Raw genomic sequence first — 25728 nt, forward strand, 5'->3', positions numbered from 1 at the left:
GCCGACGCGCGCAAGGCCCGCGCTATTGCTTTGGGTATTGTTTCTTTCTGGCCACGGCGCCGAGCAGCCCGAGGCCGGTGAGCATCATTGCAACGCTGCTGGCTTCGGGGACCGCCGAGACACCAGTCACGGCGATCTCGCCAATACCGTACTGACCATCGCCGCCCGAAGCGGTCAATCTGAGTTCGCGATAGGCCGGCGCATTGAAGAGTGGGAAGGTGTAGCCCGACACCATGCCATCGTTGGCCGCATTACTCGCGGGGAAGCTGGCCAACAGATCCCAGGCTTGACCATCGGCGCTGGCATAGAGGGCATAGTCGTCGTTGCTGTCGTGAAAAAGACCGATGTTGCCGAGCTGGTAAAGGCCGGGGAGCGTGAAGTGGATCTCGGCCGAACTGTCGGTCCACCACGTCTGGCTTTGCCAACTGCTCCCCGGGTCCGGCTTGACGCCATCGGTGATGGCGTCGAGGCCATTGACGGATGAAGGGGCTGTCACGGACTCAAACGTGACGATGTCCTCAGTGATTGGCCAGGGGTCGAAGATGACATTGGTGACGACAACTGCATGCGCGGACAGGCTGAACAGGGAGGTGGCGGCGAGAAGGGCGAGGCGCATCGGAGGCTCCGGCGGAGGGTAAAGCGAGAAGCATATTCATTCGCATGGAATATGCAACAGGGGTGTTCGCGCCTTTGCGCTGGAAGCGCGTTTTTATTTTGTAAGCGACCATCTCCGCCGTGATCCCGAGCACTCACACCGACAGCGCGTCTTTCACCCCATGCGCCTGCATTTCGTCACCACGGCCGCGCATGATGATCTCGCCGCGCTCCATGAGCAGGTAGTGATCCGCCAGCGATTCGGCAAAGTCGTAGTACTGCTCGACCAGCAAAATCGCCATCTCGCCGGTTTCGGCCAGGGTGCGGATGGCGCGCTCGATGTCCTTGATGATCGAGGGCTGGATGCCTTCGGTGGGCTCGTCCAGGATCAGCAGGCGCGGGCCCATGGCCAGGGCGCGGCCGATGGCCAGCTGCTGTTGCTGGCCGCCGGAGAGATCGCCGCCGCGACGGCGCATCATCTTGAGCAGCACCGGGAACATCTCGAAGATGCGATCCGGCAGTTTGGCGGAGGCGGGGCAGGTGGCCAGGCCCATCTGCAGGTTCTCTTCCACGGTCAGGCGCGGGAAGATCTCGCGACCTTGCGGGACGAAACCGATCCCGGCTTTGACCCGGCCGTAGGAGGGCGCCTTGGTGATGTCGTGCGTCTTGCCATCGACCTCGAAGGTGATCGAGCCGGTCTTGCTCGGGACCAGGCCCATCAGCGTCTTGAGCAACGTGGTCTTGCCCACGCCGTTACGCCCGAGCAGGGTCGTGACCTTGCCCATGGGTACGTCGAAGCTCAGGTTGCGCAGGATGTGACTGCCGCCGTAGTACTGGTTGAGGTTGTTGACTTTCAGCATTGGGGTCATTCCTTGGCGGGCTCAGCGGCCCAGATACACTTCGATCACACGCGGGTCGTTCTGCACTTCGTCCAGATCGCCTTCGGCCAGCACCGAGCCTTCATGCAGCACGGTCACCTTGCCGCCGAGCGCCTCGACGAAGGCCATGTCGTGCTCCACCACCATCAGCGAATGCTTGCCGGCCAGGCTCACGAAGAGCTCGGCGGTGCGTTCGGTTTCCTCGTCGGTCATGCCGGCGACGGGCTCGTCGAGCAGCAGCAGTCTGGGCTCCTGCATGAGCAGCATGCCGATCTCCAGCCACTGCTTCTGGCCGTGGGAGAGCAGGCCGGCCTGCCGGTCGGCCTCGCCCGCCAGGCGAATGCGCTTCAACACGTCGGCCACCCGGTCGCGTTCGTCGTCGGCGAGCTGGAAGAACAGGCTCTTGAACACGCCCTTGTTCATCTTCATGGCCAGTTCCAGGTTCTCGAACACGCTGTGGTTCTCGAACACGGTCGGCTTCTGGAATTTGCGGCCGATGCCCGCATGGGCGATCTGCGGCTCGTTCATGCGGGTCAGGTCAATGGTCTGGCCGAAAAACGCCTTACCCTCGTCCGGCTTGGTCTTACCGGTGATGATGTCCATCATCGTGGTCTTGCCCGCACCGTTGGGGCCGATGATGGCGCGCAACTCGCCCGCGTCGATGGACAGGTTCAGGTTGTTGATGGCCTTGAAACCATCGAAGCTGACCGAGATGCCTTCCAGATACAGGATGACCTTGTGGGACAGATCCAGCTCGCCCGGCTGGACCACGTGGCCGCCGCTGGCGTTGCCCGAAACGGCCTGGTTGTCATGCAATGCGGGGCTCATGCGGTGGCTCCTTTGGCAGTGTCGGCGCGGGTGGTGTCAGGGGCGCCGAGGTCATCCTCGGTCTGGGGCGTGTCGCGTTGGAAGAACTGCTTCCACAGGCCGACGACGCCGTGCGGCATGAACAGGGTGACCGCCACGAACAGGAAGCCCAGGAAGAACAGCCAGTAGTCCGGGAAGGTGACGGTGAAGAAGCTCTTGGCCAGATTGACGATGAAGGCGCCGATGACCGCGCCGATCAGCGTGCCGCGACCGCCCACGGCCACCCACACGGCGATCTCGATGGAGTTGGCCGGGCTCATCTCGCTCGGGTTGATGATGCCCACCTGCGGCACGTACAGCGCACCGGCCAGGGCGCACAGCACGGCCGAAAGCGTCCAGATGGCCAGCTTGTACTGGGTCGGCTCGTAACCGATGAAGCGCACGCGGGATTCCGAATCGCGAATCGCCGCCAGCACCCGGCCGAATTTCGAGGTGACGATGTAGCGGCCCAGCACCAGCACGGCGATCAGCAGCGCCGCCGACAGCCCGAACAGCACCAGCCGCATTTCGGACGTGGTGATGTCGTAGCCGAGGATGCGCTTGAAGTCGGTAAAACCGTTGTTGCCGCCGAAGCCGGTCTCGTTGCGGAAGAACATCAGCATCGCCGCGTAGGTGAGCGCCTGGGTGATGATCGAGAAGTACACCCCCTTGATGCGCGAGCGGAAGGCGAACCAGCCAAAGATGTAGGCGATCAGGCCCGGCACGGCGACGACCAGGATCATCGACCACAGGAAGCTGTCGGTGCCCACCCAGAACCAGGGCAGCTCCTTCCAGTCCAGAAAGACCATGAAGTCGGGCAGCATCGAGCCGTAGCTGCCGTCGGTGCCGATCTCGCGCATCAGGTACATGCCGAAGGCGTAGCCGCCCAGCGCGAAGAACAGCCCGTGGCCGAGTGACAGGATGCCGGCGTAGCCCCAGATCAGGTCCATGGCCACGGCGACCACGGCGTAGCAGAGGATCTTGCCCAGCAGGGTGACCGTATAGGCCGACACATGCAGCGCGCTGCCCTCGGGCAACAGCAGATGGGCGGCGGGCACGCCCACCCAGGCGATCAGGGCGAACAGGGCAATGGCGATCCAGCCACGGCGCGGTGTGGCCTGAAACAGGCGGACAGTCAAAGGTGTTCTCACGATTAATCCTCCACGAAGCGGCCTTTGACCGCGAACAGACCTTGGGGGCGCTTCTGGATGAAGACGATGATGAAGACCAGCACCAGGATCTTGGCGACCACGGCGCCCGACCAGCCTTCGAGGAACTTGGTCATCAGACCCAGGCCCATGGCGGCCGTCACGGCACCGGCCAACTGGCCCACGCCGCCGAGCACGACCACCATGAAGGAATCGACGATGTAGCCCTGGCCCATGGCCGGGCCCACGTTGGCCACCTGCGACAGGGCGCAGCCGCCCAGGCCGGCAATGCCGGCGCCGATGCCGAAGGCCAGGGTGTCGATGCGCGCGGTGGGCACGCCCACGCAACCGGCCATGGCGCGGTTCTGGGTGACGGCGCGCACGAACATGCCCAGGCGGGTCTTCTGCATCATCAGCCACACCAGCAACAGCACGAAGCCGGCGAAGGCGATGATGACGATGCGGTTCCATGGCAGCACCACGTTGGCGAACACCTCGACGCCGCCACTCATCCACGAGGGGTTGGCCACCTCCTGGTTCTGCGGGCCGAAGATCACGCGCGCGCCCTGGATGAGAATCAGCGACAGGCCCCAGGTGGCCAGCAGGGTTTCGAGCGTGCGGCCATACAGCCAGCGGATGACCGTGCGCTCCATGATCATGCCGACGATGGCGGCGATGAAGAAGGCGGCCGGCACGGCGGCCAGCACGTACAGGTCGGCGTATTCGGGCAGGTAGCTGCGGAACAGGCTTTGCACCACGAAGGTGGCGTAAGCACCCACCATGAGCAGTTCGCCATGGGCCATGTTGATCACGCCCATCACGCCGTAGGTGATGGCCAGCCCCAGGGCCGCGAGCATGAGGATGGAACCCAGCGAAATGCCACTGAAGATGGTGTTGGCCACATCAGCCATGGCCAGGCGTCGGTCGATCTGCTCGATGGAGGCCTTGGCGGCGGCACGCACCGCCTCGTCGGGTTCGGCAAAGCTGCCGTCCTCGTTCTGTTTGAGCAGGTCGCCCAGCATGAACTTGACCGAGGCGTCGGCCGATTCGCCCAGGTTTTCGGCGGCCTTGCGGCGTCGGCCGCTGTCGTCTGCAGCGATATTGATCTTGGCGGTCGCAAGAATGAGGGCGGCACGCACCGCCTTGTCCTGCTCCGTGTCCAGCGCCGACTCGAGCATCGGCAGCATGGCTTCGTTGGCGTCCTCGCGCAGCTGGTTGGCGGCGGCGAGGCGCACCGCGCGGTCGGGCGACTTGACGCGGCTGGCGGCCATGGCGCCTTGCAGGGCACCACGCACGCGGTTGTTCAGGTAGATGGCGTCGGCGTATTCCGGATACCGGTCGAGCAGGGCGCCGGTTTTCGCGTCGCGCGCCTCGGTGTCGCCGAGGATCACCAGTTGCCCCTCGGCCGTGATGGCCAGCGCATCGTTGGCGAGCGCGTCGAGCAGTTTGAGGCTCTCTTCGCTGCCGTCGGCGGCCAGCGCGGTGATCGCCTCGATCCGGCTGTCTGAATCGTCTTCCGCCAGCTTCGCAAACACCTCGTCAGAGGGGGCTGCATGGGCGAGGAGGGCGAACAGGGCCAGGACGAATGTGATGAGCGTTCGCATCATGATGTCGTGTCCGGTGTTGCGGGGATGGGGCAAAACTGCGGGCGATAAAAAACCGGGTCGGTCGCGGACCGACCCGGCTGACCATGCAGTGGGGTGATACGTCAGGCGTTCAGCTCAGGATGTCCGGGCCGAACGCCTCGGGGCTTACATGCCCTGCTTGGACTCGTTACCCTCGATGTACGGGCTCCACGGCTGGGCGCGGATCGGCTCCTTGGTTTTCCACACGGTGGAGAACTGGCCGTCCGGGCGCACTTCGCCGATCAGCACCGGCTTGTGCAGGTGATGGTTGGTCTTGTCCATGGTCAGGGTGAAGCCGCTCGGCGCCTTGAAGGTCTGGCCGCCCATGGCTGCAATCACCTTATCCACGTCGGTGGTGCCGGCCTGTTCGACCGCCTGCTTCCACATGTGGATGCCCACGTAGGTGGCTTCCATCGGGTCGTTGGTGACCACGGTGTCGGCGTTCGGCACACCGTTGGCCTTGGCCCAGGTCTGGTACTTCTTGATGAAGGCCGCATTGGTCGGGTTCTTCACGCTCATGAAGTAGTTCCAGGCGGCCAGGTGGCCGGCCAGGGGCTTGGCATCCACCCCGCGCAGTTCCTCTTCACCCACCGAGAAGGCCACCACCGGCACATCGGTCGCCTTCAGGCCGGCGTTGCCCAGTTCCTTGTAGAAGGGCACGTTGGAGTCACCGTTGATGGTCGAGACCACGGCGGTCTTCTTGCCCTCGGCAGCGAACTTCTTGATCTTGGCGATGATGGTCTGGTAATCGGAGTGACCGAAGGGGGTGTATTCCTCCATGATGTCCGCATCCGCAACGCCTTTGGAATGCAGGAAGGCGCGCAGGATCTTGTTGGTGGTGCGCGGGTACACATAGTCGGTACCCAGCAGCACGAAGCGCTTGGCCTCGCCACCGTCCTTGCTCATCAGGTATTCCACCGCCGGAATGGCCTGCTGGTTGGGCGCTGCGCCTGTGTAGAACACGTTCTTCTCGAGCTCTTCACCCTCGTACTGCACCGGGTAGAACAGCAGGCTGTTGAGCTCCTTGAACACCGGCAGCACCGACTTGCGCGACACCGACGTCCAGCAACCGAACACCACCGACACCTTGTCCTGGCTGATCAGCTGGCGGGCCTTTTCGGCAAACAGCGGCCAGTCAGAGGCCGGATCCACCACCACCGGCTCGAGCATCTTGCCCATCACGCCGCCGTTGGCATTGATCTCTTCAATGGTCATCAGCGCCGTGTTCTTCAGCGCCGTTTCGGAAATGGCCATGGTGCCGGACAGCGAATGCAGGATACCCACCTTGATGGTGTCGGCGGCCTGGGCAAACGTGGACACGGACCCGATGGCAGCAATCGAAGCAGACAGCGTCAGGGCCTTGATGAAACTACGGCGGTTCTTCATGGAAGCGACTCCCTTTATTGAACTCAAGTCGGATGCCTGGCCGAAGACAGGCGAATGCAGTACATGGCCTGCAGCTTAGGGAGCGGTGCACAAACGAGGAATACGCAATGTGGCGTAGGTGTGCGCAGGGTGGGGCGCGAAACTGAGTGCATGAGCCGGCGCAGTGCTTTTGCCTCAAATCCGGATCGCATATGATGGGGCGGTGTCGTGCGACCATGGTTCGATCCCTTGCGGCGCGAGCAGGCCCCAGGGATGTGATTGGACACATGTCCGTATAAAAAAACGAGGAAATGAGCGATGGCGCGGGTTTCAGGCGAATTGCTGCTGGATTTACGCCTGTCGTATATCCCATTTGTCACACCATTTGGTGTTACTAATGGTTAAGGTTTCAATATGCCGTTTTACCCACCGGATCATTTACCGCCTATGTCGCCACGAGAGCCGGAACGGCACCTCGGCGTCGCGAACGCTCAGAGACGTTCAAAGGCTCAATATCTTTTCGTTTGGGGGCTGGTCGGCTGTGTCGTAACGGTTCTTGGTTACCGCTTTGTTGGCGGCGCTGTATGGCTTTTGGCTATTCCTATGGCTCTCGTGTGTGGCTGGAAAATCGCTGACCAAGCGTCCGCCCCAGCGCCACCCAACTCGCAGGGTGCTCGTGTTCTATGGTAGGCATCAAACACCCTGACAATCACAGCAAGTCGCCCTTCGGGCTCGGACGCAGCGCTTCGCGAAGCGCCCCTCATGTAAATCGTTGGCAGTCATGAGCCAGTTCGTAACAACCTCTGGTCAGGAGCTCGGAGAACGAGTGCGCACCGCATTCAACTTGGTTCCAGTCGATGAGGCCCAACCTTATCTCTTCAAAGTGGCTGCAGAAATTGCGCTACTCGACGGCCCTTGTGTTTATCTGGTTTCCGATGGCGAGACGGATACGTCCGAAGAGTTGTTTGTCGAGGTTGATGAGATGTGCCAACGGCAAGTGCGTCTGATTGGCTCCTGCCTCTACAGATGCGTTACTGAACTTCATCGCTTAGGCCACGTAGTCCGCGTTTGGGATGCCGGCGAGGGTGTTGGCGCGCCTTTTAATGTTGTTGAGTGCACCACTATCGAGGAGTTTGAACAAGCGCTAATCCATCAGGCGCCAACCTCCTCCTATCGGGTGCGTTTGTCTGCCAACAAAGAACTCAACTCGGACGCGCTAAAGCGCGCCGGTTAGTTCAATTCCTTAGACAGCATGAGTTCCTCTTACCCTCTACCTCGGCCAGTCAAGTTCGCACTCTGGGCCGCTACCATAGGTCTACTCGTTGGACTCATTAATACTGTCCGTTTTTGGCAGCCACTTCATGAGCGCGTTGGCTTTCTTGTGGGCTTCGCGCAAATCGTTGTTCCAACCGGGCTCTTTGTGTTGATCCTTGTCTTCATTGCCCGCCGAAAGAAGTGGGCGCGAAATCTGTTCTTGATTCTGATCGCCCTTTCAGTCCCAGGATATTTATCAACGGTAATTGCGACTGTCGGGACGCTTACAGCGTGGATTCAAGGGGCAAATGGTCTCTGTTTCTTGGCGTCTGGCGTGCTGTTGCTGCTAGGACAATCCCGCGCGTGGTTTCGTGGAGACGACCATGCTGTGTAACGCTCCGGCCGAGGCGCGGCTTTGTCGCTGGGACGCCGTGCCGGCAAAACCGGCCCGTTGCCCCGCGCCTTCACGTTAGGCCGCATCGTATGGATCGCCAGAGTATCTCGAAGACCCTGCGACTTCTTTCGTACATCGTGTTTCCTGCTGCGCTCGTATTCATCGAGGTAGTGGGCGTAACTAACCCGTGTCAAGGTGTTGGGTGTATGGGAAACATGTTTGGCGTCATGGCCACTCTCGTGGTTGTGCCACTTCTCGCCGCTGCCCTCAACGGTGCATCCTGTTTGCTGGTTCGGAAGAACGTCTCAAAACTGCGGTCCATTGAGTTAGCCGTTTTCGCCGTACCTGCGCTCTGTGCACTTGTCGGCGTTGCGCTCTTCGTTGCCGAGAGGTTCTTCTAGTTTTGTCGTGCCCCACCATCTTTTCGGCGGACGCTTCTGGTTCCCGGACTTCGAATGAAGTTCGGACTCACCCAAGACCCGGACGAACCTGAATTCGGCTTAATATCTCTCATAGGTATTTCACAGCGCCTGACCCGGCGTTGCAAAGGACCCTCTCAAGCGGCTGGTGAGCTTCAACTGCATGCACTTCCCCCCGAATATCAAGCAACGGTTCAAATCGTGTGATTCTCCGTTTTCGAATCGACACGGGTTTGGTTGAAGCTGATGAACTGCGTGACCACAACCGGTCATGTTGGGCATCGATGGCCAAAAAAGCGCGTGCAGCGCAGGGTTGGTACGCTCTGCTGCTGTGCGTTCTTCACCGGGGCGACGCGAATTTGGGGCGTCGTACCGCGTCGCAGATGGCCGCCGCATCAGCCGGGTCATTCTTGCCGCGCCGGCCGCTGAGCCGATAATGGGCGACAAACCTGGGGGTCATCAATCGCACGGTATGATCGGGCTTCTCGAACTGCCATGCCCAGTGATGCGCACCGCGATTCCCGTCATGGCACCTGATGCCGAGCGCAGCTTTGCCCGCACAACCGGGACAGGGAAGTCCCTTTCATTCGTTTTGCTACATCGCCTAGGATGAATTATGTCCGTCAAATTAATCGAGGAATCCGACTGGGAAGGCATTCTCAAGGTACAGGCCGGGGCCTACGAAAAACTCGGGCCTGAGGCGCTGGAAGTCTTGAAGTGTAAATGGCGGAATTTGCCGGCCGCCAACTTTGTTCATGCAAAGGATAAGGTAGTAGATGCCTACCTGATCGCTCACTCATGGAATCACCAGGTGCCTCCGAAGTTGCACACGCTGCTACCTGAAAATATCCATGGGTCCATTTTGTTATTACACGATTTGGCTGTATCGAATACGGTCGCTGGGCTTGGGGTTGGCTCGAAATTAGTGGCACACCTTGTCAACGCAGCAAGGCTCATGAAGTTTGCTGAAATCAGGCTGGTCTCTCTTCGGGAATCTGTCGCCTTTTGGCAGAAGATGGGCTTTGTCGAAGACTCGAAAGTAGGTGCCTGTCCAGGCTATGGCTCAGGAGCAAAGGTCATGTATCGAGTGCTTTCGACATGTACTGATGCGGCATAACACATTGCTCAAGTACGCTCATGCCACGGCGTGGCCTCGGTGGAACAGCCAATATGCTGCGCGTTTCGCTTATCCCTTGGCGAGACGTTTTTCATCCCGACGCCCATTCATCGCCACTCCGCTGAATTGTCGTGGCAAGTCGGTCAAGTTCTGTACTCTACCCGGGACCCGATTGGCGTCACGCCGCGAGGATTAATACCGTTGAGAAGAGGCACAAAAACAAAGGCTTTGACCGGGTTTTTGCGCCCCACTGGTAGTGAGTTATCGTTACTTTGAAATGAAAAAATCTGAAGCCGATTACTTCGAAATGAATCGCGTTGGTTGGGATCGCCGGACTGCGGTTCATTTTGAGTCCAGGTTCTATGACGTGGATGGATTTTTGGCCGGCAATTCATCACTTCGAGAGACTGAGTTGTCGGAAATGGAAGATGTCCGCGGCAAGAAGCTGTTACATCTGCAATGCCATTTCGGGCTGGATACGCTCTCGTGGGCTCGGCAAGGTGCTATATGCACTGGCGTCGACATATCACCAGTGGCAATTCAAAAGGCGCAGGAATTGGCACGGAAAGCTGATTTATCAGCGCGGTTCGTGTGTTCCGATGTCTATGGCTTAGCCGGCTCGGAAAACGAACCCTTCGATATTGTGTTCACCTCCTATGGGGCACTCTGCTGGCTTCCCGACTTGACGCGTTGGGCGGAGGTTGTTGCGGCAAATTTGGCCATTGGTGGCCGGTTCTACATCGTGGAATTCCACCCAATCCACGACTTGTTAACGGGCTTTCCGTACTTTACTCGTTCAGTTCCCGACATCGATGAGGAGGGCACGTACACCGAGAATGGGGCGAAAGCAGTTGCCGAGTTGGCCACTTGGTCGCACCCGATTTCTAGCGTAATCAATGCGTTGGTGCGTGTCGGAATCAGGGTTGAACGGTTCAACGAATATCCTTTCAGCCCATACGATTGTTTCGAGGGTATGGAGGAGCCGGAACCTGGCCGGTTCTATTTGAGCCACAAAGGGAACGATATACCGATCGTTTACAGTATTGTCGGGACAAGAGTTGCCTGAAGAATGCGTATGTATTTCCAAAAAAATCGAGCCGGATCAACGGTGTAGCCGAATCGGATAAAGCGCATGCAGGCGCATATCCGGGCTCTTGGGTGGGCCTGCTTTGGCCCATGACGTCATGGTAGCTCCCAGGAATGCGCCACACGCTCTGAGCGGCCGGCGAGCTGCCGGCATTGTTGTCGGTACGAGTTCCCGTCAGTTTGATCCGCCGCATCCCACCATTGTGCGGACCAGCGAGCAAGCAATCCGTCCAGGAAGCCAGGGGCGATTCGGATTGGCGAATTGCCCCGGGTTTCATGAGCCGGAAAGATGCGACGTCAACGGTAGTGCTCGTCATCGAGCAGCATGTCCTCGTAGAACGCACCAAAGCGTCGCTCCGGGTCACGCAGATGGATCTCCAGAATCCAGCGCATTGCTGATGGTGTGACGTCCAGGTCCGCCAACGACCCCTTGTGGATCGCTGCGTGGGGAAAATCCGACACACGATGCCCCGGGAGGTCGAAATTGAGCTCCCAGCCCATCTTGCGGGCGGCGCCCTCCGCATACGCGTACAAGGCTTCGCCGGTTAAATGCCGGGTTGACCATATGTTTCGAACGTCGTGAAAAAGACGTTCTGCATCTGACGCACACCGCGCATGGTCAGCATGCTCACCGACAACGAAACTCGCGCCACCATCGCCTTCCCATGCGTTGAGGCGGGGTGCGATATCAATGAAGAAGATGTCGTTTTCCTGCAGTACAACGCCAGGTTCCGAGGCCATCTTCATCGGCTTGATCGTATTCCGGCCAAAGCGAACACGGGTTGGATGCCAGCTCAAGGCCATACCGCTGTCGACCAGTATCTGCTTCGCCATGGTGACCGCGTCTTCTTCCACCATGCCGGGAGTGACACGGGTCGCGATATCGCAAATGGCCTGTCGGGTTTTCTGGCGGGCCCGCAGCATGCCGTCGTTCGAGAATGCCGGACCGACACGTTCGGCAGCGTGCGTCGTAGGGGTGATCATTGATATTTCCTTACTGAGGAGTGGGGTGCGCTCCGGATGAGCGTGTTCTTATTGTTGCGGCGCAAACGGGACATGCCCAGCGGCGTGTGGCTTGGATTCGGGACAATCTGCGAGTGATTCGTGCCAACACTTTTCCGGGCGGCCATGGTGTGCGAGCAACTCGCTCTAACATGCTTGAATAGTGACTTTGACCAGGTAGGTTGTTCGCAATGACGCGTCACATCGGCATCGTCTGTCCGCAGGGTGCGCAAGCACTGGATATCTCTGGACCACTGGACGTTTTTGCGGAAGCCAACCGATTCACTTGTGCGAGCGATCAGTATTGCCTGACTGTGATCGGGATCGAGCCCGGTCCGATCAGATGCTCGAACGGTGTCTTGCTTCAGCCACACCGTTACTACGCCGATGCTTGCGATGCGTTCGATCTGCTACTTGTGGCAGGCGGACCATCTGTGCCGGATCAGAAGTTTTCCGATGACTTTGCGCAGTGGCTGCGCCTGGCATCCGACCGGGCGCGGCGCTTCGGTTCGATTTGCAACGGCGCATTCGTTCTTGCCAGAGCGGGTCTATTGGCGGGCCGGAATGTCACCACCCACTGGAACGATGCTCCGGCATTGTCGGAGCTCTGTCCCGACGCCAATGTTCAGGCGGATCGGCTCTACGTATGCGACGACAAGCTCTATACGTCGGCGGGCGTCACCTCCGGTATCGATCTTGCGCTTTATCTGCTTGCCCTCGATCACGGCCAGGACATCGCGCTCAATGTCGCTAAACGGCTCGTTGTCTTTGTCCAACGATCTGGAGGTCAATCGCAGTTCAGTCCGCACCTGATGCCGTTCATCGACCATGATTCGCCAATAGCCTTGGTGCAGCAGCATGTCCTTGCATGTCTCGACGGCGATCTTGGCGTGCAGACGCTGGCACGTGTGGCTCGAATGAGCCCGCGTAACTTTGCCCGCGTGTTCTCCCGGGAAGCCAAGATGACGCCAGCGGAGTTTGTCGAGCGAGCACGCATGGACGCGGCACGCAAGCGATTGGAGCGCGACAGGAGGCCGCTCAAGACCATTGCAGCGGAATGTGGATTTCGTGACGGGCAGCATATGCGTGATGTGTTCCGCCGCCGCCTTGGTGTGTCGCCGCAACAATACCGACTGAGTTTCGGGTCAGTGAATGCAACGCGACCACGTACCGGGATCAACTCCAACGAGTGACATGATGACGTCGGCGGGCGATCAAGATGGAATCGCGACGCCAAGGTCGCTTCATGACAGTGACCGAAAGCCCCATTTCGCGCCTGCTGCAGCGCGGCTGCATATGAAGCGATGGCCACTGTCGCTCGCCATTCCGGTGCTGACGACAACTTGGTCATTCAGCTTTTCGGTCTGGCAAATGGCATGTCCCACGCAGGTCTACTGTTCTTGAACAGCGCGTCGGCCGTCCTGAACGCACCGTACCACTCGCTCAATAAAGCCACGGTCAGTGCCCGGTGCCCAGGGCGCTTATTTCGGCGGCCCGATCCGCCAGGTGCATTGGGCGTTCTTGGTTCTCAGGAAGTGGCTCTGGGCGTCGTTGCACAGGTACTGCTTGGCGTACTGGCTGTAGATCGAGATGCGATCGCCATAGTGAATGGCATCTCCGTGCTTGGCTTTGCCCAGCTTTTTGAAAATCCAGTTCTGCTTGATGCTTGAATCCGGTTTGTCGTAGAAAACGAAGGGTTTGGAACTCCAGCGTCCCAGTTCGGCCGGTTTGGGGAGGGCTCTTTTCTGGGCCGTGGTTTCCTGCGTGGCAAAGCGGATGTTTGCACCCGATGTCAGTGTTTCGCTACCGCCTCGAAACTGCAGTGTGACCGGTGCGGACTGAAGGGTGGGGTAGGGGTATTTGCCGGCCAGACCCACCTGCTGCCAGTCGGCCACCGACAGGTAGCGGTTGTCGCCACCCCCGATGTATTGCAGGGTGAAGGTGTCGTTCTTCTTGACGGCCTTCGGGCCGACCTTCTGGCAGGTTTTTTGGGTGTAGCGGGTGGCTTCGGCCACGCGAGCCTCGCTGCCGTCAATCAAGGTGCTCAGTTTGTAGCTGATGGCCGGTGCCGTGCTCAGCGGGGGCACCTTGTCGGAGAAATAGTCTTTCAGGTTCGCGCTGCGAATGAGTTGGGCCGCTGACTCCCACGGCCCGCCATAAGGAACGACGCTGATGTCGGACGACGAGAGAATCGTCTTGTACTTGGCCTCCAGGCTGGCGTCGCCATGGGCCACCTTCGCGTCGTACGCGTAGCTGATGGCCGCTTCCATGTCTGTTTGCGATGAGGTGGAAGTCATGCGGAACAGCAGGATGCGCCCGTAGCTGACGCTCGACACGTACAGCGGTGGGTTGTCGGGGCCGATGCGGCCCAGTTCGGCCTGATCCTGGATATGGTCCATGGTGATGGCGCCGGGGGCGAAGTACTCGCTCGGGGTGCGCGGGGTCGGCACCGAGACGGTGAACATCTTCTGGACGAAGTAGGCAAACACCGTGTGGGTTTCTTGTGAGGACTGGAAAGACAGGGCTGCCTTGGCTTGCTGGCCGAGATACTTCGCAGACAGGTTCATGTCCAGGAGCGATTGCTGCGAAGAGAAGGCTTCGGTCACGTGATACGACGCCTGCGTCGGCACCGGCGTCGATTCGGCGCGTTTGACGAGTGTGCCGATGGCGGCCTGCATGTTGGCCTTGGTGGGTGACGGCACTTCCACGTAGGGTTCGGGAATCGACAGGTCGACAGTGAGGCGTGTCGGAGCGAGCTGGGCCAGGGGCAGGGCCTCGAACTTGCCATCGAGAAACTTCTGGCCTTGCACCAGGGCGCCGGGCCAGAGGACGTCGGCGTCCTTGTCGCTGAACATCACCAGTTCATCGGGCGTCTTGCTGATGTCGTAGTCCTGCGACACGCACTCATAGCCGTTTTCGGTGCTTTTCGATGGATCTCCGACGGGCTGGCCGGCGTGATCCGGCTTCGCCGGAGACAGCTCGGCCCATTTTTTCAGCGACAGGAAGTAGCGATCGATGTCATTGAGTGTCAGCGTGGTCGGGGGCGGCGGGGCCGGGGTGGTCGAGGTGTCCTCAGGCTGGGCGCTGCAACCGGCCAGCAAGATCAGAACGATGACCGCTGGCACGTGGTGGTGACCGTGCTTCTTCATGGCGTTGTTCTCTTTTTTGTTGGAGTGGCAAGCGCCAACATATGCGGGTTGATGTCGGATGTATAGCTCATCAAGGTGTTTTTGAAAGCCATTCGCCGCAATACGCGGTCATGCGGAGTCCGGTAAGGGCAGCATGGCAATCGGGTGAGCGGTGCCTTTTTCGAAGTCTGCTGTGAGGCGCTTTGATGGTCGATCAGCCACCGGAGTCCGCTCGCTCCCGCTGTCTCGCGTGTCATAACTTGATGTTTTTTCTATTTTTCTCAAGTTTTGCCTATGGCATCCGATAACTGCGCTAGTTGTAGGGATATCTGCCGAAGCTCATGACGTTTGCCCTCGTCAAGCGCCGCAGGCCCCTATGTGCTGCTGGCGCTGTGTATGCGGGGGTCAATCGCGCCCGTCGATGAGCGTCGCGTTTGCGCGCGACCTGGACCTCGTAACGCGCACTCTGCGCACGTGGGAGAGTCATATGTTCACCTCAGTTCGTTCGCGTCTCATGGGCGTTGTTGGCCTGGGGCTTCTGGCCATCACGGCCGTGCTTGCCACTGTGGTCGTGGAGCTCAATCGCCTTGCCTCTGAGCATGATCATGTGGTGGGTCGGCTTCAGGCGATGGACACCGCCGTGCGCGGGGAAGCCATCGGCGAGCGTTTCTCGCATATCGTGGGCAACGCCATCATTCATCACGATCTAGAGAAGACGCGCACCAGACTCGACGCCCTTGCCGAGGATGCAAAGCGGCTCATCAAACAACTTGAAGCGGAAGCCGACACGCCCGAGCAGCGGGCGGAGATTGCGCAGGTCAATGAGCACATCGGCGCCATCGAGACTGTCCTTGAAAAGCGCCTATTGCCCCTGCTGGAAGACTCCGGCCCGATGGAAGAAGCGGTCCGCGTGGCCAGTAAAGACATCAACGAGCATATTGCAGGCATGGGAACCGTGCTTGAGACCTTCGTCCATGCCGCCGAGAACGAAGCCCGGGACATCGAAAGCCAGTTTGCGGCGACCAAGTCCGAAACCCTGACTTACGTGATCATCATTGGCGTGATCGCGGCGATTCTGAGCGCCGTGTTGACGCTGCGTGTGACGCGCACGATCACGCGTTCGCTTGACGATACCAACGAGATCACCCACCGGATCGCATCCGGAGATCTGAGCCGGGAGTTGCACGTCACGGGCAAGGACGAGTTTGCCCAGTTGATGAATTCGTGCGCGACCATGCAGTCCAACCTGCGGTCCATCGTTAGTCAACTGCAGCAGGATGCCAAGCAGATTTCTTGCATGAGTGGCGAGTTCTCGACCTCGACCGGACAGATCGCCCAAGCCACGGACGACCAGTCCGAAGCGGCCTCGTCCATGGCTGCCAGCATCGAGGAGTTGTCGGTGTCGATCACCCACATGTCGGAACAGGCGGGTGAAGTTCGTGCGTCTTCGTCCAGTTCCGGAGAGGCGTCCCGACAGGGTGGTGTCGTGGTCGACCAGTTGCTGGCGGGTAACAAGGGAACTGCGAATTCGGTGGACGCGGCGGCCAGCCGTGTGGCGGAACTCGGGCGGCTCTCCAACGAAGTGTCGACCGTGGTGAAAGTGATCCACGAAGTGGCGGAGCAGACCAATCTGCTGGCGCTGAACGCCGCGATTGAAGCGGCGCGTGCCGGCGAACAGGGCCGGGGCTTTGCGGTGGTTGCCGACGAGGTGCGGAAACTGGCCGAGCGTACCGGCCAGTCCACGCAGGAAATCACGCAGACCATCAGCGAAATCCAGTCGGTGGTCGATGAAGTGTCGACCGCCATGAAAGCGGCTGTGGATCAGGTGCGTGACGGCGAAACCCTGTCGCAGAAGGTTCGTCATTCCATCGACGAAATCGCCAAGCGCACGACGGATGTCATCCATTCGGTGCATGAAATCACCCATGCGCTCACCGAACAGTCGACGGCCAGCGCCGATATCGCCCGCCGGGTCGAACAGATTGCCTCTGCCAGCGAGGAAAACAGTGCCGCCGTGCGCACGACAGCGGACGGCGCTCATCGGCTCAACGAGGTGTCGAGACGGCTGGAGCAGGTCGCCGGCCGGTTCCGCCTGGCCTGATTCAGCCGGTTTGCGGCACGACCCGGCAGACGTTTTTCGCTGGGGCATTCATCCATGAAGTTTCAGTTGCTCTCCATGACACGCCTGTTGGCGATATTACCCATGTCGGCGGTGTCGTATGCCGAAGGTGGACTACGCTGTCTCGAGCCCAGTCACGCCACGGTGCTTGCGCGGAGCGTGTGAGACCGGCCCGGTTGCCGGGCAGGATACACCGTCGTCTCTGCGTCCGTTCACAGGGAGTTAACACGCCCTCAGGCATCGAGGCTGGGGCGGATTTGCCTGCGTCAGCCTGCCGTGCGCTGTCGCGCGTCCAGCGCTCCGCGCAACTGGGCCATCAGCCGGCGGGCATCGTAGTCCCATCGCGTATCGCTGATTTCGAACGCATTGCGGTCGCACAAGGGGGCCAGATCGGCGGGTAGTTCTGCGGGTGAGGGCAGTTGCGCGCCGCCGACCAGTACCGGGACGACCAGAATGTCGCGGGCGAGGGCGGCTGCCACTTCGGCCCGCACCCAATCGTCCGGGTCGGCCAGCCGGGGGGCTCCATTGTCGCTGACAGAACTCAACCAGCGTGGGCCTATCATGACCAGCACGGCGGCACATTCACTCAGGTTCCGGTTCAGCACATCACCATATTTCTCCCCGGCACCAATGGCATGGATGTCCAGAAAAATCTGATCCCGGTGGACGTGGTCGGACAGGTAGTCGTAGAGGCGTCCGGTGTAGGCCGCGGAATCCTGTCGCCGATAGCTCACGAAAATGCCGGCATCGAGCTTGCGGCCGGGCAGGCGCAGCTCGGGCAGCGGGCCGGAGGGCGGGTCGACCAGTCCGTCGTCCACGTAGCGCAGCGACGAGTGCAGTGCCCCCATGATCAAAGCCTTGGCCCCCCAGGCAATCAAGCCCATCGTCAGCACACTTGCCGCTAGCAGGGGCGGGTTGTCGAGTGGCGGGGCGATCAGCACGATCTGGCCGATCCACAGCGCGAAAAAGAACAGTTGCGCGCCCCGGTTGTTGCCGGTGGGCCAGAAAGAGTGACTGGCAAAGCGGGCCGCGAGCGCAGCGATTTCTTCGGGGCGCGGGTTGAGCCCGAAGGGCCAGCGGCGCGGCGACATGAATTCGAGCAGATAGCTGCCGATCCGCCGGCTGGCGCGCTGATTGCCGATGAAGGGCAGGCGGGGCAGGAGTTTGACCAGCGCCGGCAGTGAGATGACGCACAGGCCCACGAACCAGCCACCCACCATCATCACCTGACCCACCGTGGGCAGGATGGCCGTCGGGTCGGCTTTCATCTCGTCCCAGGTGGCCGAGTACTGATACCGGCTGAACAGCATCATCAGCCCGCCGCCCATGAGCAGCATGATCTGGGTGTTGAAGGCGCTGTTGGCTTCCCGGAAACCGAAGCAGCGATCTTCGTCCGCCAGGTTGATCTCGAAAAAGTGATCCTCCTGCCCGTCCGGCACCCAGCGTCGCTGATAGACGTGGCGCAGAAAGTACAGATTGTGCGCCAGCAGAAGCAGGCCACACAGGCAGCCCAGCCAGACCATGGCGAACTGGACCGTGTAGGCGACCAGGGCAAACAGCAGATTGGCACTGGGACTGATGAGCCCCGAGCGGTGCAGGTTGCGCCAGTCGTATGCGCCAACGGGTGGGTCGGCCGGGTTGATGTAGTCGGCGAGCAGAAAGCCACTCATGTCGATCACGTTGATGGCGACCGCCAGCACCAGCGCCGCTGTCGCCACGCGCGGGCTGAGCACCCACCGACGAAGCCCCTCGTAAGCGACACGCTTGCCCGCCGGGGTGTCGAGCAGGGCCAGAATGGGCGGCTCTTCGCTGGGCGGCCATTCCCTGCTCACCGGGGCGATGCGGTTCATGGCCCAGCGAATCAGCCACAGCAGAGCGGGCAGGAGAAAGACCAGTGTCCAGAAATTGGGGGCGTCCGCGTAGCCCTTGAACGCAATCTCGCGCTCGGTCGCCCGTGACCAGAACAGCCCCATCGGGATGGAGAGAGCCACGGGAATCGCCGCGAACAGGGCGAGCACCAGATAGTCGCTGCGCCGATCGCGATCAATCAGACGGGTGAGCAGGCCGGACAGGCGAGGCGTGGGAGAACTGTCGTTCGAGTGCGTCATGACCTTGGCGGATGGGGTAGGTGATGCGGTTCGAAGTGACGCCAGCCTGCGCGCGCCCTGTGTGTCATGCCGATTCTAATCGCGTGAGGTCCCTGCGGCATGACTCGCTCGCCAGAAAGTTGAAGCGGCTCCTGACGTGGCCATCTATCACGCAAGTCGAATGGCATTTCCCCACTGGTTTAACTTAACCTTGATGAGCCTATGTCATTTCAATGCGGTGAGTTTCGACAATGATCGATCAGCACGATTTTTCCGTGAGCAAGGGGGATTGGCCCGTCGAGCTTGTCGAAGTGGTAGCGCGCTTTGGTGCACGAGCGCTTCGCGACCTGTCCGACCTGAACTGGTCGGGTGAATGGGCCTTCTGGGAGTGGTTCTGGGCGCTGTTGCTTGTGTCTGCCGTGTCGGCCGTTGCATGGGCCTGGTTGAAACGCGCCAAATCTGCACGGCAACCCGCTGCCTGATCCCGGAAGCGCTATGTGCTGTGCAAGGCGAACCACGCCCAGGCGATCCGCAGTGCGTCGGGTCCGCCGGGGTCTGAATACTGCTGCCTGGCGGTGCCACCACTCCAGGCATGTCCGAGGCCATGCACCTGCACCAGGCGCAGGTAGGGCCGGCCGTTGCGCTTCCAGTCGAATCGTGTGATCGCGTAGCGTGTGCCCCGGGCCGACCGGCGCGGCGGCAGCGCGCGAATGGCGTCGTTTTCATCGCAGATGGCCAGCCACAGGGCCGCTGCGGCCTCTGCGCTGGCGGTATTCACCACAGGGTCGCGGTCGCCATGAATGATGAGGAGCGGCGGGGCGGTCTGGCCCGCGAGCTGGCGGTAGATCTCCTCCACATCGGGCGCCCGCCGCCCGCGCATGGCTTGCCCTGCCTGTAACAGGTTGCGCGCGCTGCTGGCCACGGCGCCCGAGTGGCTGGCGACGGCACGGAAACGATCGGGGTAGCGCAGGGCGAGCGTGGCAGACATGGCACCGCCCGCGGACAGGCCCATGGCAAACAATGCGTCTGTCCTGACCGGTTCGGTGTTGCCGACGTGATCGACGATGGCCATGAGAATGCGTGCTTCCAGCGCCACCATGTGCTCGTTGCCGAACCAGTTCCAGCAGCGTTGCGGGTTGGCCTCCTGGGCCTGCTCGGGCATGAGGACGGCAATCCCCTTCTGGCGGGCAAAGCTGGCGACGCGGGTGCTGGCGGCGAAACTGGCGGTGTCCTGCTGGCACCCGTGCAGGAAGAGCAGTAGTGGCGCGGGGCGACGCTTGCCGGCGCCGGGCGGCAGGTAGAGCCGGTAGCGGCGCATGGCCATGGGGCCGAGCCCCCAGCGGCCCTCGAGCCAGCGCCCGCTGCCTGCGCGCGTGACCGGCGGCTTGGCGGGCGAGGCGATACCGGCCAGGGCGTCGCGGGTTTGCTGGGCAGCCCGGGTGGCCTGCGCCGTGATGGCCTTGGTGGCGGCACGCGTGGTCTTGCGCGTTGCCGTTTTGGCCGCACGGGTGGCAGTACGCGTGGCGCTGCGGCCCAGCTTGAAAAAGGCATCGACGAGCGGGCTTTTGCGGCGGCGTTTCATGGGCACATCTTCCTACGAGTCGCGGCGGCAGACCATGGTTTTTTCGGGCGCCTCTTGAATCGGGCAATGCGACGAGTGCAAACCCGGGAGTCCTGGTGTCTGATCCGAGTCCGCCGTGGGGCAGACCTTTGACGGCCATACCGTCCGGGTTCATGATCGATCGGGTCGAACCGGCGCATTCAGATGCCGGTCGTGCCCCAAGGAGACAAAATGAGCGAACTGTATGGTGCGCAGCACCGGGCCTTGCAGCAGGATTTCGAGACCGGGCCCCTGGCCGACCGCGTGGCGGAATTCATCGTGGTCAATGAGGTCGGTGACGATCACAAGGGGTTCATTGAGAGTCGCGGTTTCTTCTTTCTCAGCACTATTGATCACCGTGGCTTCCCGACCTGTTCGCACAAGGGCGGCGCGCCCGGCTTCGTGCGGGTGCTGGACGCTACCACGCTGGCGTTTCCCAGTTACGACGGCAACGGCATGTTCCTGTCCATGGGCAACATCACCGCCAACCCGAAAATCGGCCTGCTGTTCATTGATTTCGAAACGCCTCACCGCGTGCGCGTGCACGGCACGGCCAGCATCGACCGCGACGATCCGCTGATCGACACTTTCGAGGGTGCCGAGTTGCTGGTGCGTGTGGCGGTTGAGGAAATCTTCGTGAACTGCCCCCGGTATATCCATCCGCACCAGCGGGTCGGTCTGTCGAAATACACGCCCATGGGCGATGCCCGGCCAACCGAAACACCTCAGTGGAAGCGGATCGACGGACTGCGTGACGTGATTCCGGCGCGTGACGGCCCGGCCGTGGATGCCCTGGGCAGCATCACGCCCGAGGAATACGAGGCCCTGGTGCGCGCAGGCAAGGGCTGAAGCGGGCGGTGTCGGCAGGGTTGCCGGGCATCTTTCCATTGCGCTCGGGCGTGACGGCAAGGGCCCGGCCATGATGGCCTGTCGCGCCAGGTGGACGTGGGCGGCAGATGCCGGGCACCGATGGCCTCTTGCCCACGCGCCCATCGTGAGGGCGCGTTGTCGTTACGCCTCGGCCGGCTTGGCGTATTCTTCAAGGTAAAACACCTTCGCCGCACACGCGGTGGCCCCATCCCGGAAGTCTCCATGCAATCCGTCACCACTTTTGCAGCCCTGCTGGCCGTTGCCGTGCTGCTCGTTCCCCTGTTCAAGCGCGCCGGGCTCGGTACCGTGCTCGGCTATCTCGTGGCCGGTGTGCTGATCGGCCCGTGGGGCTTCGGCCTGGTGAGCGATCCGGACAACCTGCTGCACACCGCCGAGTTGGGCGTGGTGTTGCTGTTGTTCGTGATCGGGCTGGAGCTGCAGCCCTCGCGACTGTGGGCACTGCGCAAGCCGGTGTTCGGCTTGGGGGCCCTGCAGTTTTTCGGGGTCGGGGCCTTGCTCATCGGTGTGGCGCGCCTGTTCGGCATTCCCTGGCCGGCGGCGATTCTGGCCGGCCTCGGCTTGGCACTGTCGTCGACGGCCTTCGTGCTGCCCACCCTGTCTGAACGCGGTGAGCTGCGCTCGCGCTACGGGCGCGAGACCTTTGCCATGCTGCTGTTTCAGGATCTGATGGTCATTCCGCTGTTGGCGATCCTGCCTTTGCTCGGCGGTCGTGCCGAAGGCGGGGTTTCGCCGCTCATCGGCCTGGTCGTGCTGGGCGTGGTGGTGGCCATCGGTCGGCCCGTTCTCAACCAGGTGTTTCGTCACGTGGCCAAGGTCGATAGCCGCGAGATGTTCACCGCGGCGGCTCTGGCCGTGGCACTCGGACTGGCGCTGTTGATGCAGGGGGCGGGCCTGTCCATGTCGCTGGGGGCCTTTGTGGCCGGGGTGTTGCTGTCGGACTCGGACTTCCGCCACGAGCTGGAGGGGGCGATTGCGCCCTTTCAGGGTTTGTTGATGGGCCTGTTTTTCATCGCCGTGGGCATGGGCATGGATCTGGGGCTGATTGCCCGGCATCCGGTTGATATTGCTGCCATCACGCTGGGGCTGCTACTGATCAAAGGCGTGGGGCTGTACGGTTTGCGGCGGCTGGTCGGGGGCAAGCCGCGCGTGGCCCGCATGGAGGCGCTGGCGCTGGCGCAGTGTGGTGAATTCGCTTTCGTGCTGTTCGGCGCCGGTGCGGGCGATATCCTGCCAGGCAACCTGACCGGCAAGCTCACGCTGGCCGTGGCGCTGTCCATGACCATTGCGCCCCTGTTGTTCATTCTGGGCGACCGGATCAACCGGCGGGAGGATGCAAATGCACCCGATCCCGAGCCCGATGAAATGCCTTCCGATGCCAGCCCGGTGGTGATTGCCGGTTTTGGTCGGGTGGGACAGATCGTGGGCCGGATGCTGCGCGTGCGTGGCGTGGCGTTCACCGCCCTCGATATCGACCAGGACCGGATCGACACCGTGCGCCGCTTCGGGTCGGTGGCCTACTACGGCAACGCGGCACATCTCGAGGTGCTTGATGCGGCGCAGGTGAAGGAAGCCAAGGTGCTGGTGCTGGCCATTGATGACGTCGAGTGTTCGCTGCGCTGCGCCGAGCTGGTGCGGCGGCATTTTCCGCAGGTGCAGATCATTGCGCGCGCGAAGGACCGTTTCCACGCCTACCGGTTGATGGATGTGGGCGTGAGCCACATCATGCGCGAGACCTTCCGCTCGAGTGTGGTGATGGGGCGGCAGGTGTTCGAGGCGCTGGGCAAGGCGCCCGACGCCGCATCACGAGTTGCAGAACGATTCGCGACACATGACGAAGACCTGCTTCGCCGTCAGCAAGCGCTTTACCACGACGAGAACCAGCTCATTGCCAGTGCCCGGGAGAGCTACAAGGAACTGGCATTGCTGCTCGAACAGGAGCTTGTCGCGGCGCATTCGGACAGCGACGACGTCAGTCCGGCACCGAAGCGCGCGTGAATGGCACAGCGCCCGGCCGATGAGGCCAAGCGCTGTGCCTTGTTGGATGCTTCTGCCATCCGCTTACTGGTTGAACTTCATCTTGGCATCGCTGATGCACGCGTCTTTGGCGTCGCCGGTCATGGCGTCGCATTTCTCGCGCGCGGCTTCGTAGCGGGCTTCCATTTCGTCGTCGATCGTGTCCGCGCGTGCCTCACCGGCCTTGAGGGCCACCTTGGCCTCCGACATGGCGCTTTCGTAGTCGGCTTTCGCCTCTTTTTCACATACGTCCTCGGCATTCCCCGAGAGCTTGTCGCACTGCTTCATGGCGGCGTCGTAGGTGGCCTCGGCCTTGTCCTTGCTGGCCTCGTAAGTCGCTTCGGCACGGTCCTCGATCACGTCTTCAGTGTCGATGGCGTGTGCCGTGTTGGCAAAGCTGTACATGGCGGTGGCCGTGAGCACAATGGCAAATGTGGTCTTCATGATCTGATCTCCTCGTTGCAGTCGGGTGTGCTCGCTCAGTGCCAGTGCGGCTTCACGTTGTAGTAGGCGTAAATACCTTCCTCCCACTGGCGATCCGCGAAATCGGGCCAGTGGTCCTTGTCGAAGCCGGGGGCGTTTTCCAGCCGCTCCTTCGACTGATGGAAAACGAAGCGCTCGTTGTCGGTGTCCAGTTCCATGGCGTTGATCGGGACGGCGAACAGCTTGCTGCCCAGGCCCAGGAAACCGCCGAATTCGAGCACGGCGTAGGTGACCTTGCCGCTTTCGACATCGATCATTACGTCTTTGACTTCGCCAAGGTTTTCACCCGCGGGGTTCACAACTTCATTACCGGTCAGGGTGGATGCGGATAGGGTTGTCATGCGTTTCTCCTTTGGATCGGAATCAGCGGGCTGTGAGCCCGTCTGCGGTGCCGGAGGCGATGTGCCCGGCGCTGGAACTGAGTATCCCGCCATCATGGTGGGGTGGACGTCGGCGGCGCGCGCAACTGCGGGTAGGAGGCGGCCGACGCCATGTCAGTGCGCGGCGAGGGCTGTCAGGGCCGGCCGGATGGCGCTGCCGGGTCTTGCCGGTACGGCCGGCGATCCGGTACTCGGTGGGGCGGGGGCGAATCTTCGTGACCCGCTCACGTCGTTCGGTGGCTAGAATGGTCCGAAGCGCCGTTTCAACGAAAACACAGGCGCATGGTGTGAGGAGAGAGATCATGACGCAGTCGTTCCGGCTTGGTGTCTGTCTGCTGTTGCTGGCCGCAGTGACGCCCGCACAGGCGCAGTACCGCTTCGATGAAATCGCCCCCGGCGTCTATCTGCACACCGGCGTGCATGCCGAACCCGACCCGCACAATCATGGCGACATCGCCAACAAGGGCGTCGTGGTCGGCGAAAAATGCGCGGCGGTGATCGACTCGGGCGGCAGCCGCATGGATGGCGAAGCACTGCTCGAGGCGGTGCGTGCGGTCACGGCCTTGCCCATCTGTTACGTGATCAATACCCACATGCATCCGGATCACCTGTTCGGCAACGCGGCATTCGCTCAGCTCAAACCCCGGCCCGTCTTTGTGGCCGACGCGCGACTGCCCGCGGCCCTGGCGCAACGCGCGGCGACCTATCTCACCCGACTCGACGAGCTGCTCGGCGACGCAGCCAAGGGAACGGTGCCGGTGCCGCCCGACATGGTGGTTGAAGGGCGGATGTCGCTCGATCTGGGGGGGCGAACCCTGCAATTGCAAAGCTGGCCCACAGCGCACACCAACAACGACCTCACCGTGTTCGATCCAGCCAGCGGTGTGCTGTGGCTGGGCGACCTGCTGTTTCGCGAGCGCATCCCGTCCCTCGACGGCAGCATCAAGGGCTGGCTGGCGGTCAGCGAACAGCTCCGCGCGCTGCCCGCCACCATCGGCGTGCCCGGGCACGGTCCGGCCGGGACCGACTGGCGGGATGGCCTGAGCGCGCAGGATGCCTACCTCGGGCAGGTGGCGGAGCAGGTGCGGGCAGCCATCGCTGAAGGCAAGTCGCTTTCAGAGACGGTATCGAGTGCCGATCCGGCGGCAGCCGCCCCCTGGCTGCTGGCACCGGCTTACCACGTGCGCAACCTGACCGCTGCCTTCGCGGAGCTGGAGTGGGAGTGAGCGCAGGTGATGACGTGCTGACAAGCACCGCCCAGCAACTAGAATGAAGTAGTGCAGCGTGCGCACGCCCCAA

Annotated in this window: 21 protein-coding genes and 1 pseudogene; 9 read left to right on the forward strand and 13 right to left on the reverse strand. The window is 61.5% G+C overall.

Annotated elements, in window-relative coordinates; translation table 11 throughout:
• Positions 1 to 22: 22 nt before the first annotated feature.
• From J0W34_RS08280 to urtA, 6 genes are all read right to left on the reverse strand, one after another.
• Entirely contained in the window at positions 23 to 616 is a 594-nt protein-coding gene (locus J0W34_RS08280; protein WP_230971333.1) for a PEP-CTERM sorting domain-containing protein, read from the reverse strand.
• A gap of 133 nt (positions 617 to 749) precedes the next feature.
• Positions 750 to 1454 (reverse strand): urea ABC transporter ATP-binding subunit UrtE, encoded by a 705-nt coding sequence (gene urtE, locus J0W34_RS08285; protein ID WP_230971334.1) that lies wholly within the window; start codon positions 1452 to 1454, stop codon positions 750 to 752.
• 21 nt (positions 1455 to 1475) lie between these two features.
• Positions 1476 to 2300 (reverse strand): urea ABC transporter ATP-binding protein UrtD, encoded by an 825-nt coding sequence (gene urtD, locus J0W34_RS08290; protein WP_230971335.1) that lies wholly within the window; start codon positions 2298 to 2300, stop codon positions 1476 to 1478.
• Positions 2297 to 3469 carry an urea ABC transporter permease subunit UrtC gene (gene urtC, locus J0W34_RS08295; RefSeq protein WP_230971336.1) on the reverse strand — a complete coding sequence of 391 codons (1173 nt, stop codon included), beginning with the start codon at positions 3467 to 3469 and terminating at the stop codon, positions 2297 to 2299. Before urtC ends, urtD begins: the two co-directional genes overlap by 4 nt.
• A gap of 2 nt (positions 3470 to 3471) precedes the next feature.
• Positions 3472 to 5073 carry an urea ABC transporter permease subunit UrtB gene (gene urtB, locus J0W34_RS08300; RefSeq protein ID WP_230971337.1) on the reverse strand — a complete coding sequence of 534 codons (1602 nt, stop codon included), beginning with the start codon at positions 5071 to 5073 and terminating at the stop codon, positions 3472 to 3474.
• 144 nt (positions 5074 to 5217) lie between these two features.
• Entirely contained in the window at positions 5218 to 6477 is a 1260-nt protein-coding gene (urtA, locus tag J0W34_RS08305; RefSeq protein WP_230971338.1) for an urea ABC transporter substrate-binding protein, read from the reverse strand.
• 805 nt (positions 6478 to 7282) lie between these two features.
• On the opposite strand from urtA, the gene J0W34_RS08310 reads away from it, so the two are divergent.
• Positions 7283 to 7690, forward strand: coding sequence for a hypothetical protein (locus J0W34_RS08310; RefSeq protein ID WP_230971339.1), 408 nt, complete (start codon positions 7283 to 7285; stop codon positions 7688 to 7690).
• 1129 nt (positions 7691 to 8819) lie between these two features.
• On the opposite strand, the pseudogene J0W34_RS08315 reads toward J0W34_RS08310, so the two are convergent.
• Positions 8820 to 9037: pseudogene (locus tag J0W34_RS08315) on the reverse strand (IS110 family transposase); the annotation flags it as partial.
• Between the two features lie 102 nt (positions 9038 to 9139).
• On the opposite strand from J0W34_RS08315, the gene J0W34_RS08320 reads away from it, so the two are divergent.
• Together J0W34_RS08320 and J0W34_RS08325 are read left to right on the forward strand one after the other, a co-directional pair.
• Positions 9140 to 9640, forward strand: a complete 501-nt coding sequence (locus J0W34_RS08320; RefSeq protein WP_230971340.1) for a GNAT family N-acetyltransferase — start codon at positions 9140 to 9142, stop codon at positions 9638 to 9640.
• 256 nt (positions 9641 to 9896) lie between these two features.
• Positions 9897 to 10706, forward strand: coding sequence for a class I SAM-dependent methyltransferase (locus tag J0W34_RS08325; protein ID WP_230971341.1), 810 nt, complete (start codon positions 9897 to 9899; stop codon positions 10704 to 10706).
• A 317-nt stretch (positions 10707 to 11023) separates the two neighbouring features.
• Here J0W34_RS08325 and J0W34_RS08330 read toward each other — a convergent pair whose 3' ends face one another.
• Complete coding sequence (locus J0W34_RS08330; RefSeq protein ID WP_230971342.1) at positions 11024 to 11710, reverse strand: M24 family metallopeptidase; 687 nt, start codon at positions 11708 to 11710, stop codon at positions 11024 to 11026.
• A gap of 209 nt (positions 11711 to 11919) precedes the next feature.
• Between J0W34_RS08330 and J0W34_RS08335 the strand changes: the two genes are divergently transcribed.
• Complete coding sequence (locus tag J0W34_RS08335) at positions 11920 to 12921, forward strand: GlxA family transcriptional regulator (protein WP_230971343.1); 1002 nt, start codon at positions 11920 to 11922, stop codon at positions 12919 to 12921.
• A 288-nt stretch (positions 12922 to 13209) separates the two neighbouring features.
• Here the strand turns inward: J0W34_RS08335 and J0W34_RS08340 are convergent, their stop codons facing one another.
• Entirely contained in the window at positions 13210 to 14877 is a 1668-nt protein-coding gene (locus J0W34_RS08340) for a thiol-activated cytolysin family protein (RefSeq protein WP_230971344.1), read from the reverse strand.
• 466 nt (positions 14878 to 15343) lie between these two features.
• On the opposite strand from J0W34_RS08340, the gene J0W34_RS08345 reads away from it, so the two are divergent.
• A complete protein-coding gene (locus J0W34_RS08345) occupies positions 15344 to 16957 on the forward strand; it encodes a methyl-accepting chemotaxis protein (RefSeq protein ID WP_230971345.1) in 1614 nt (537 codons plus the stop codon).
• A gap of 284 nt (positions 16958 to 17241) precedes the next feature.
• Here J0W34_RS08345 and J0W34_RS08350 read toward each other — a convergent pair whose 3' ends face one another.
• Positions 17242 to 19083 carry a toll/interleukin-1 receptor domain-containing protein gene (locus tag J0W34_RS08350; RefSeq protein WP_230971346.1) on the reverse strand — a complete coding sequence of 614 codons (1842 nt, stop codon included), beginning with the start codon at positions 19081 to 19083 and terminating at the stop codon, positions 17242 to 17244.
• A gap of 230 nt (positions 19084 to 19313) precedes the next feature.
• Here J0W34_RS08350 and J0W34_RS08355 point away from each other — a divergent pair, with 230 nt between their 5' ends.
• Positions 19314 to 19544: a hypothetical protein gene (locus J0W34_RS08355; RefSeq protein WP_227814980.1), complete on the forward strand. Its 231-nt coding sequence runs from the start codon at positions 19314 to 19316 to the stop codon at positions 19542 to 19544.
• Positions 19545 to 19555: 11 nt separating this feature from the next.
• Here the strand turns inward: J0W34_RS08355 and J0W34_RS08360 are convergent, their stop codons facing one another.
• A complete protein-coding gene (locus tag J0W34_RS08360; RefSeq protein WP_230971347.1) occupies positions 19556 to 20644 on the reverse strand; it encodes an extracellular catalytic domain type 1 short-chain-length polyhydroxyalkanoate depolymerase in 1089 nt (362 codons plus the stop codon).
• A 210-nt stretch (positions 20645 to 20854) separates the two neighbouring features.
• Between J0W34_RS08360 and J0W34_RS08365 the strand changes: the two genes are divergently transcribed.
• Positions 20855 to 21511, forward strand: coding sequence for a pyridoxamine 5'-phosphate oxidase family protein (locus tag J0W34_RS08365; protein WP_230971348.1), 657 nt, complete (start codon positions 20855 to 20857; stop codon positions 21509 to 21511).
• 243 nt (positions 21512 to 21754) lie between these two features.
• Positions 21755 to 23548, forward strand: coding sequence for a monovalent cation:proton antiporter-2 (CPA2) family protein (locus J0W34_RS08370; protein WP_230971349.1), 1794 nt, complete (start codon positions 21755 to 21757; stop codon positions 23546 to 23548).
• Between the two features lie 63 nt (positions 23549 to 23611).
• On the opposite strand, the gene J0W34_RS08375 is transcribed toward J0W34_RS08370, so the two are convergent.
• Together J0W34_RS08375 and J0W34_RS08380 are read right to left on the reverse strand one after the other, a co-directional pair.
• Entirely contained in the window at positions 23612 to 24010 is a 399-nt protein-coding gene (locus J0W34_RS08375; protein WP_230971350.1) for a hypothetical protein, read from the reverse strand.
• Positions 24011 to 24045: 35 nt separating this feature from the next.
• A complete protein-coding gene (locus tag J0W34_RS08380; protein WP_227814975.1) occupies positions 24046 to 24390 on the reverse strand; it encodes a PRC-barrel domain-containing protein in 345 nt (114 codons plus the stop codon).
• Positions 24391 to 24731: 341 nt separating this feature from the next.
• On the opposite strand from J0W34_RS08380, the gene J0W34_RS08385 reads away from it, so the two are divergent.
• Positions 24732 to 25655, forward strand: coding sequence for a quinoprotein relay system zinc metallohydrolase 2 (locus J0W34_RS08385; protein ID WP_230971351.1), 924 nt, complete (start codon positions 24732 to 24734; stop codon positions 25653 to 25655).
• The last annotated feature ends 73 nt before the right edge of the window (positions 25656 to 25728 follow it).

The sequence above is a fragment of the Nitrogeniibacter aestuarii genome, assembly GCF_017309585.1.
GTDB classification, from domain to species: domain Bacteria; phylum Pseudomonadota; class Gammaproteobacteria; order Burkholderiales; family Rhodocyclaceae; genus Nitrogeniibacter; species Nitrogeniibacter aestuarii.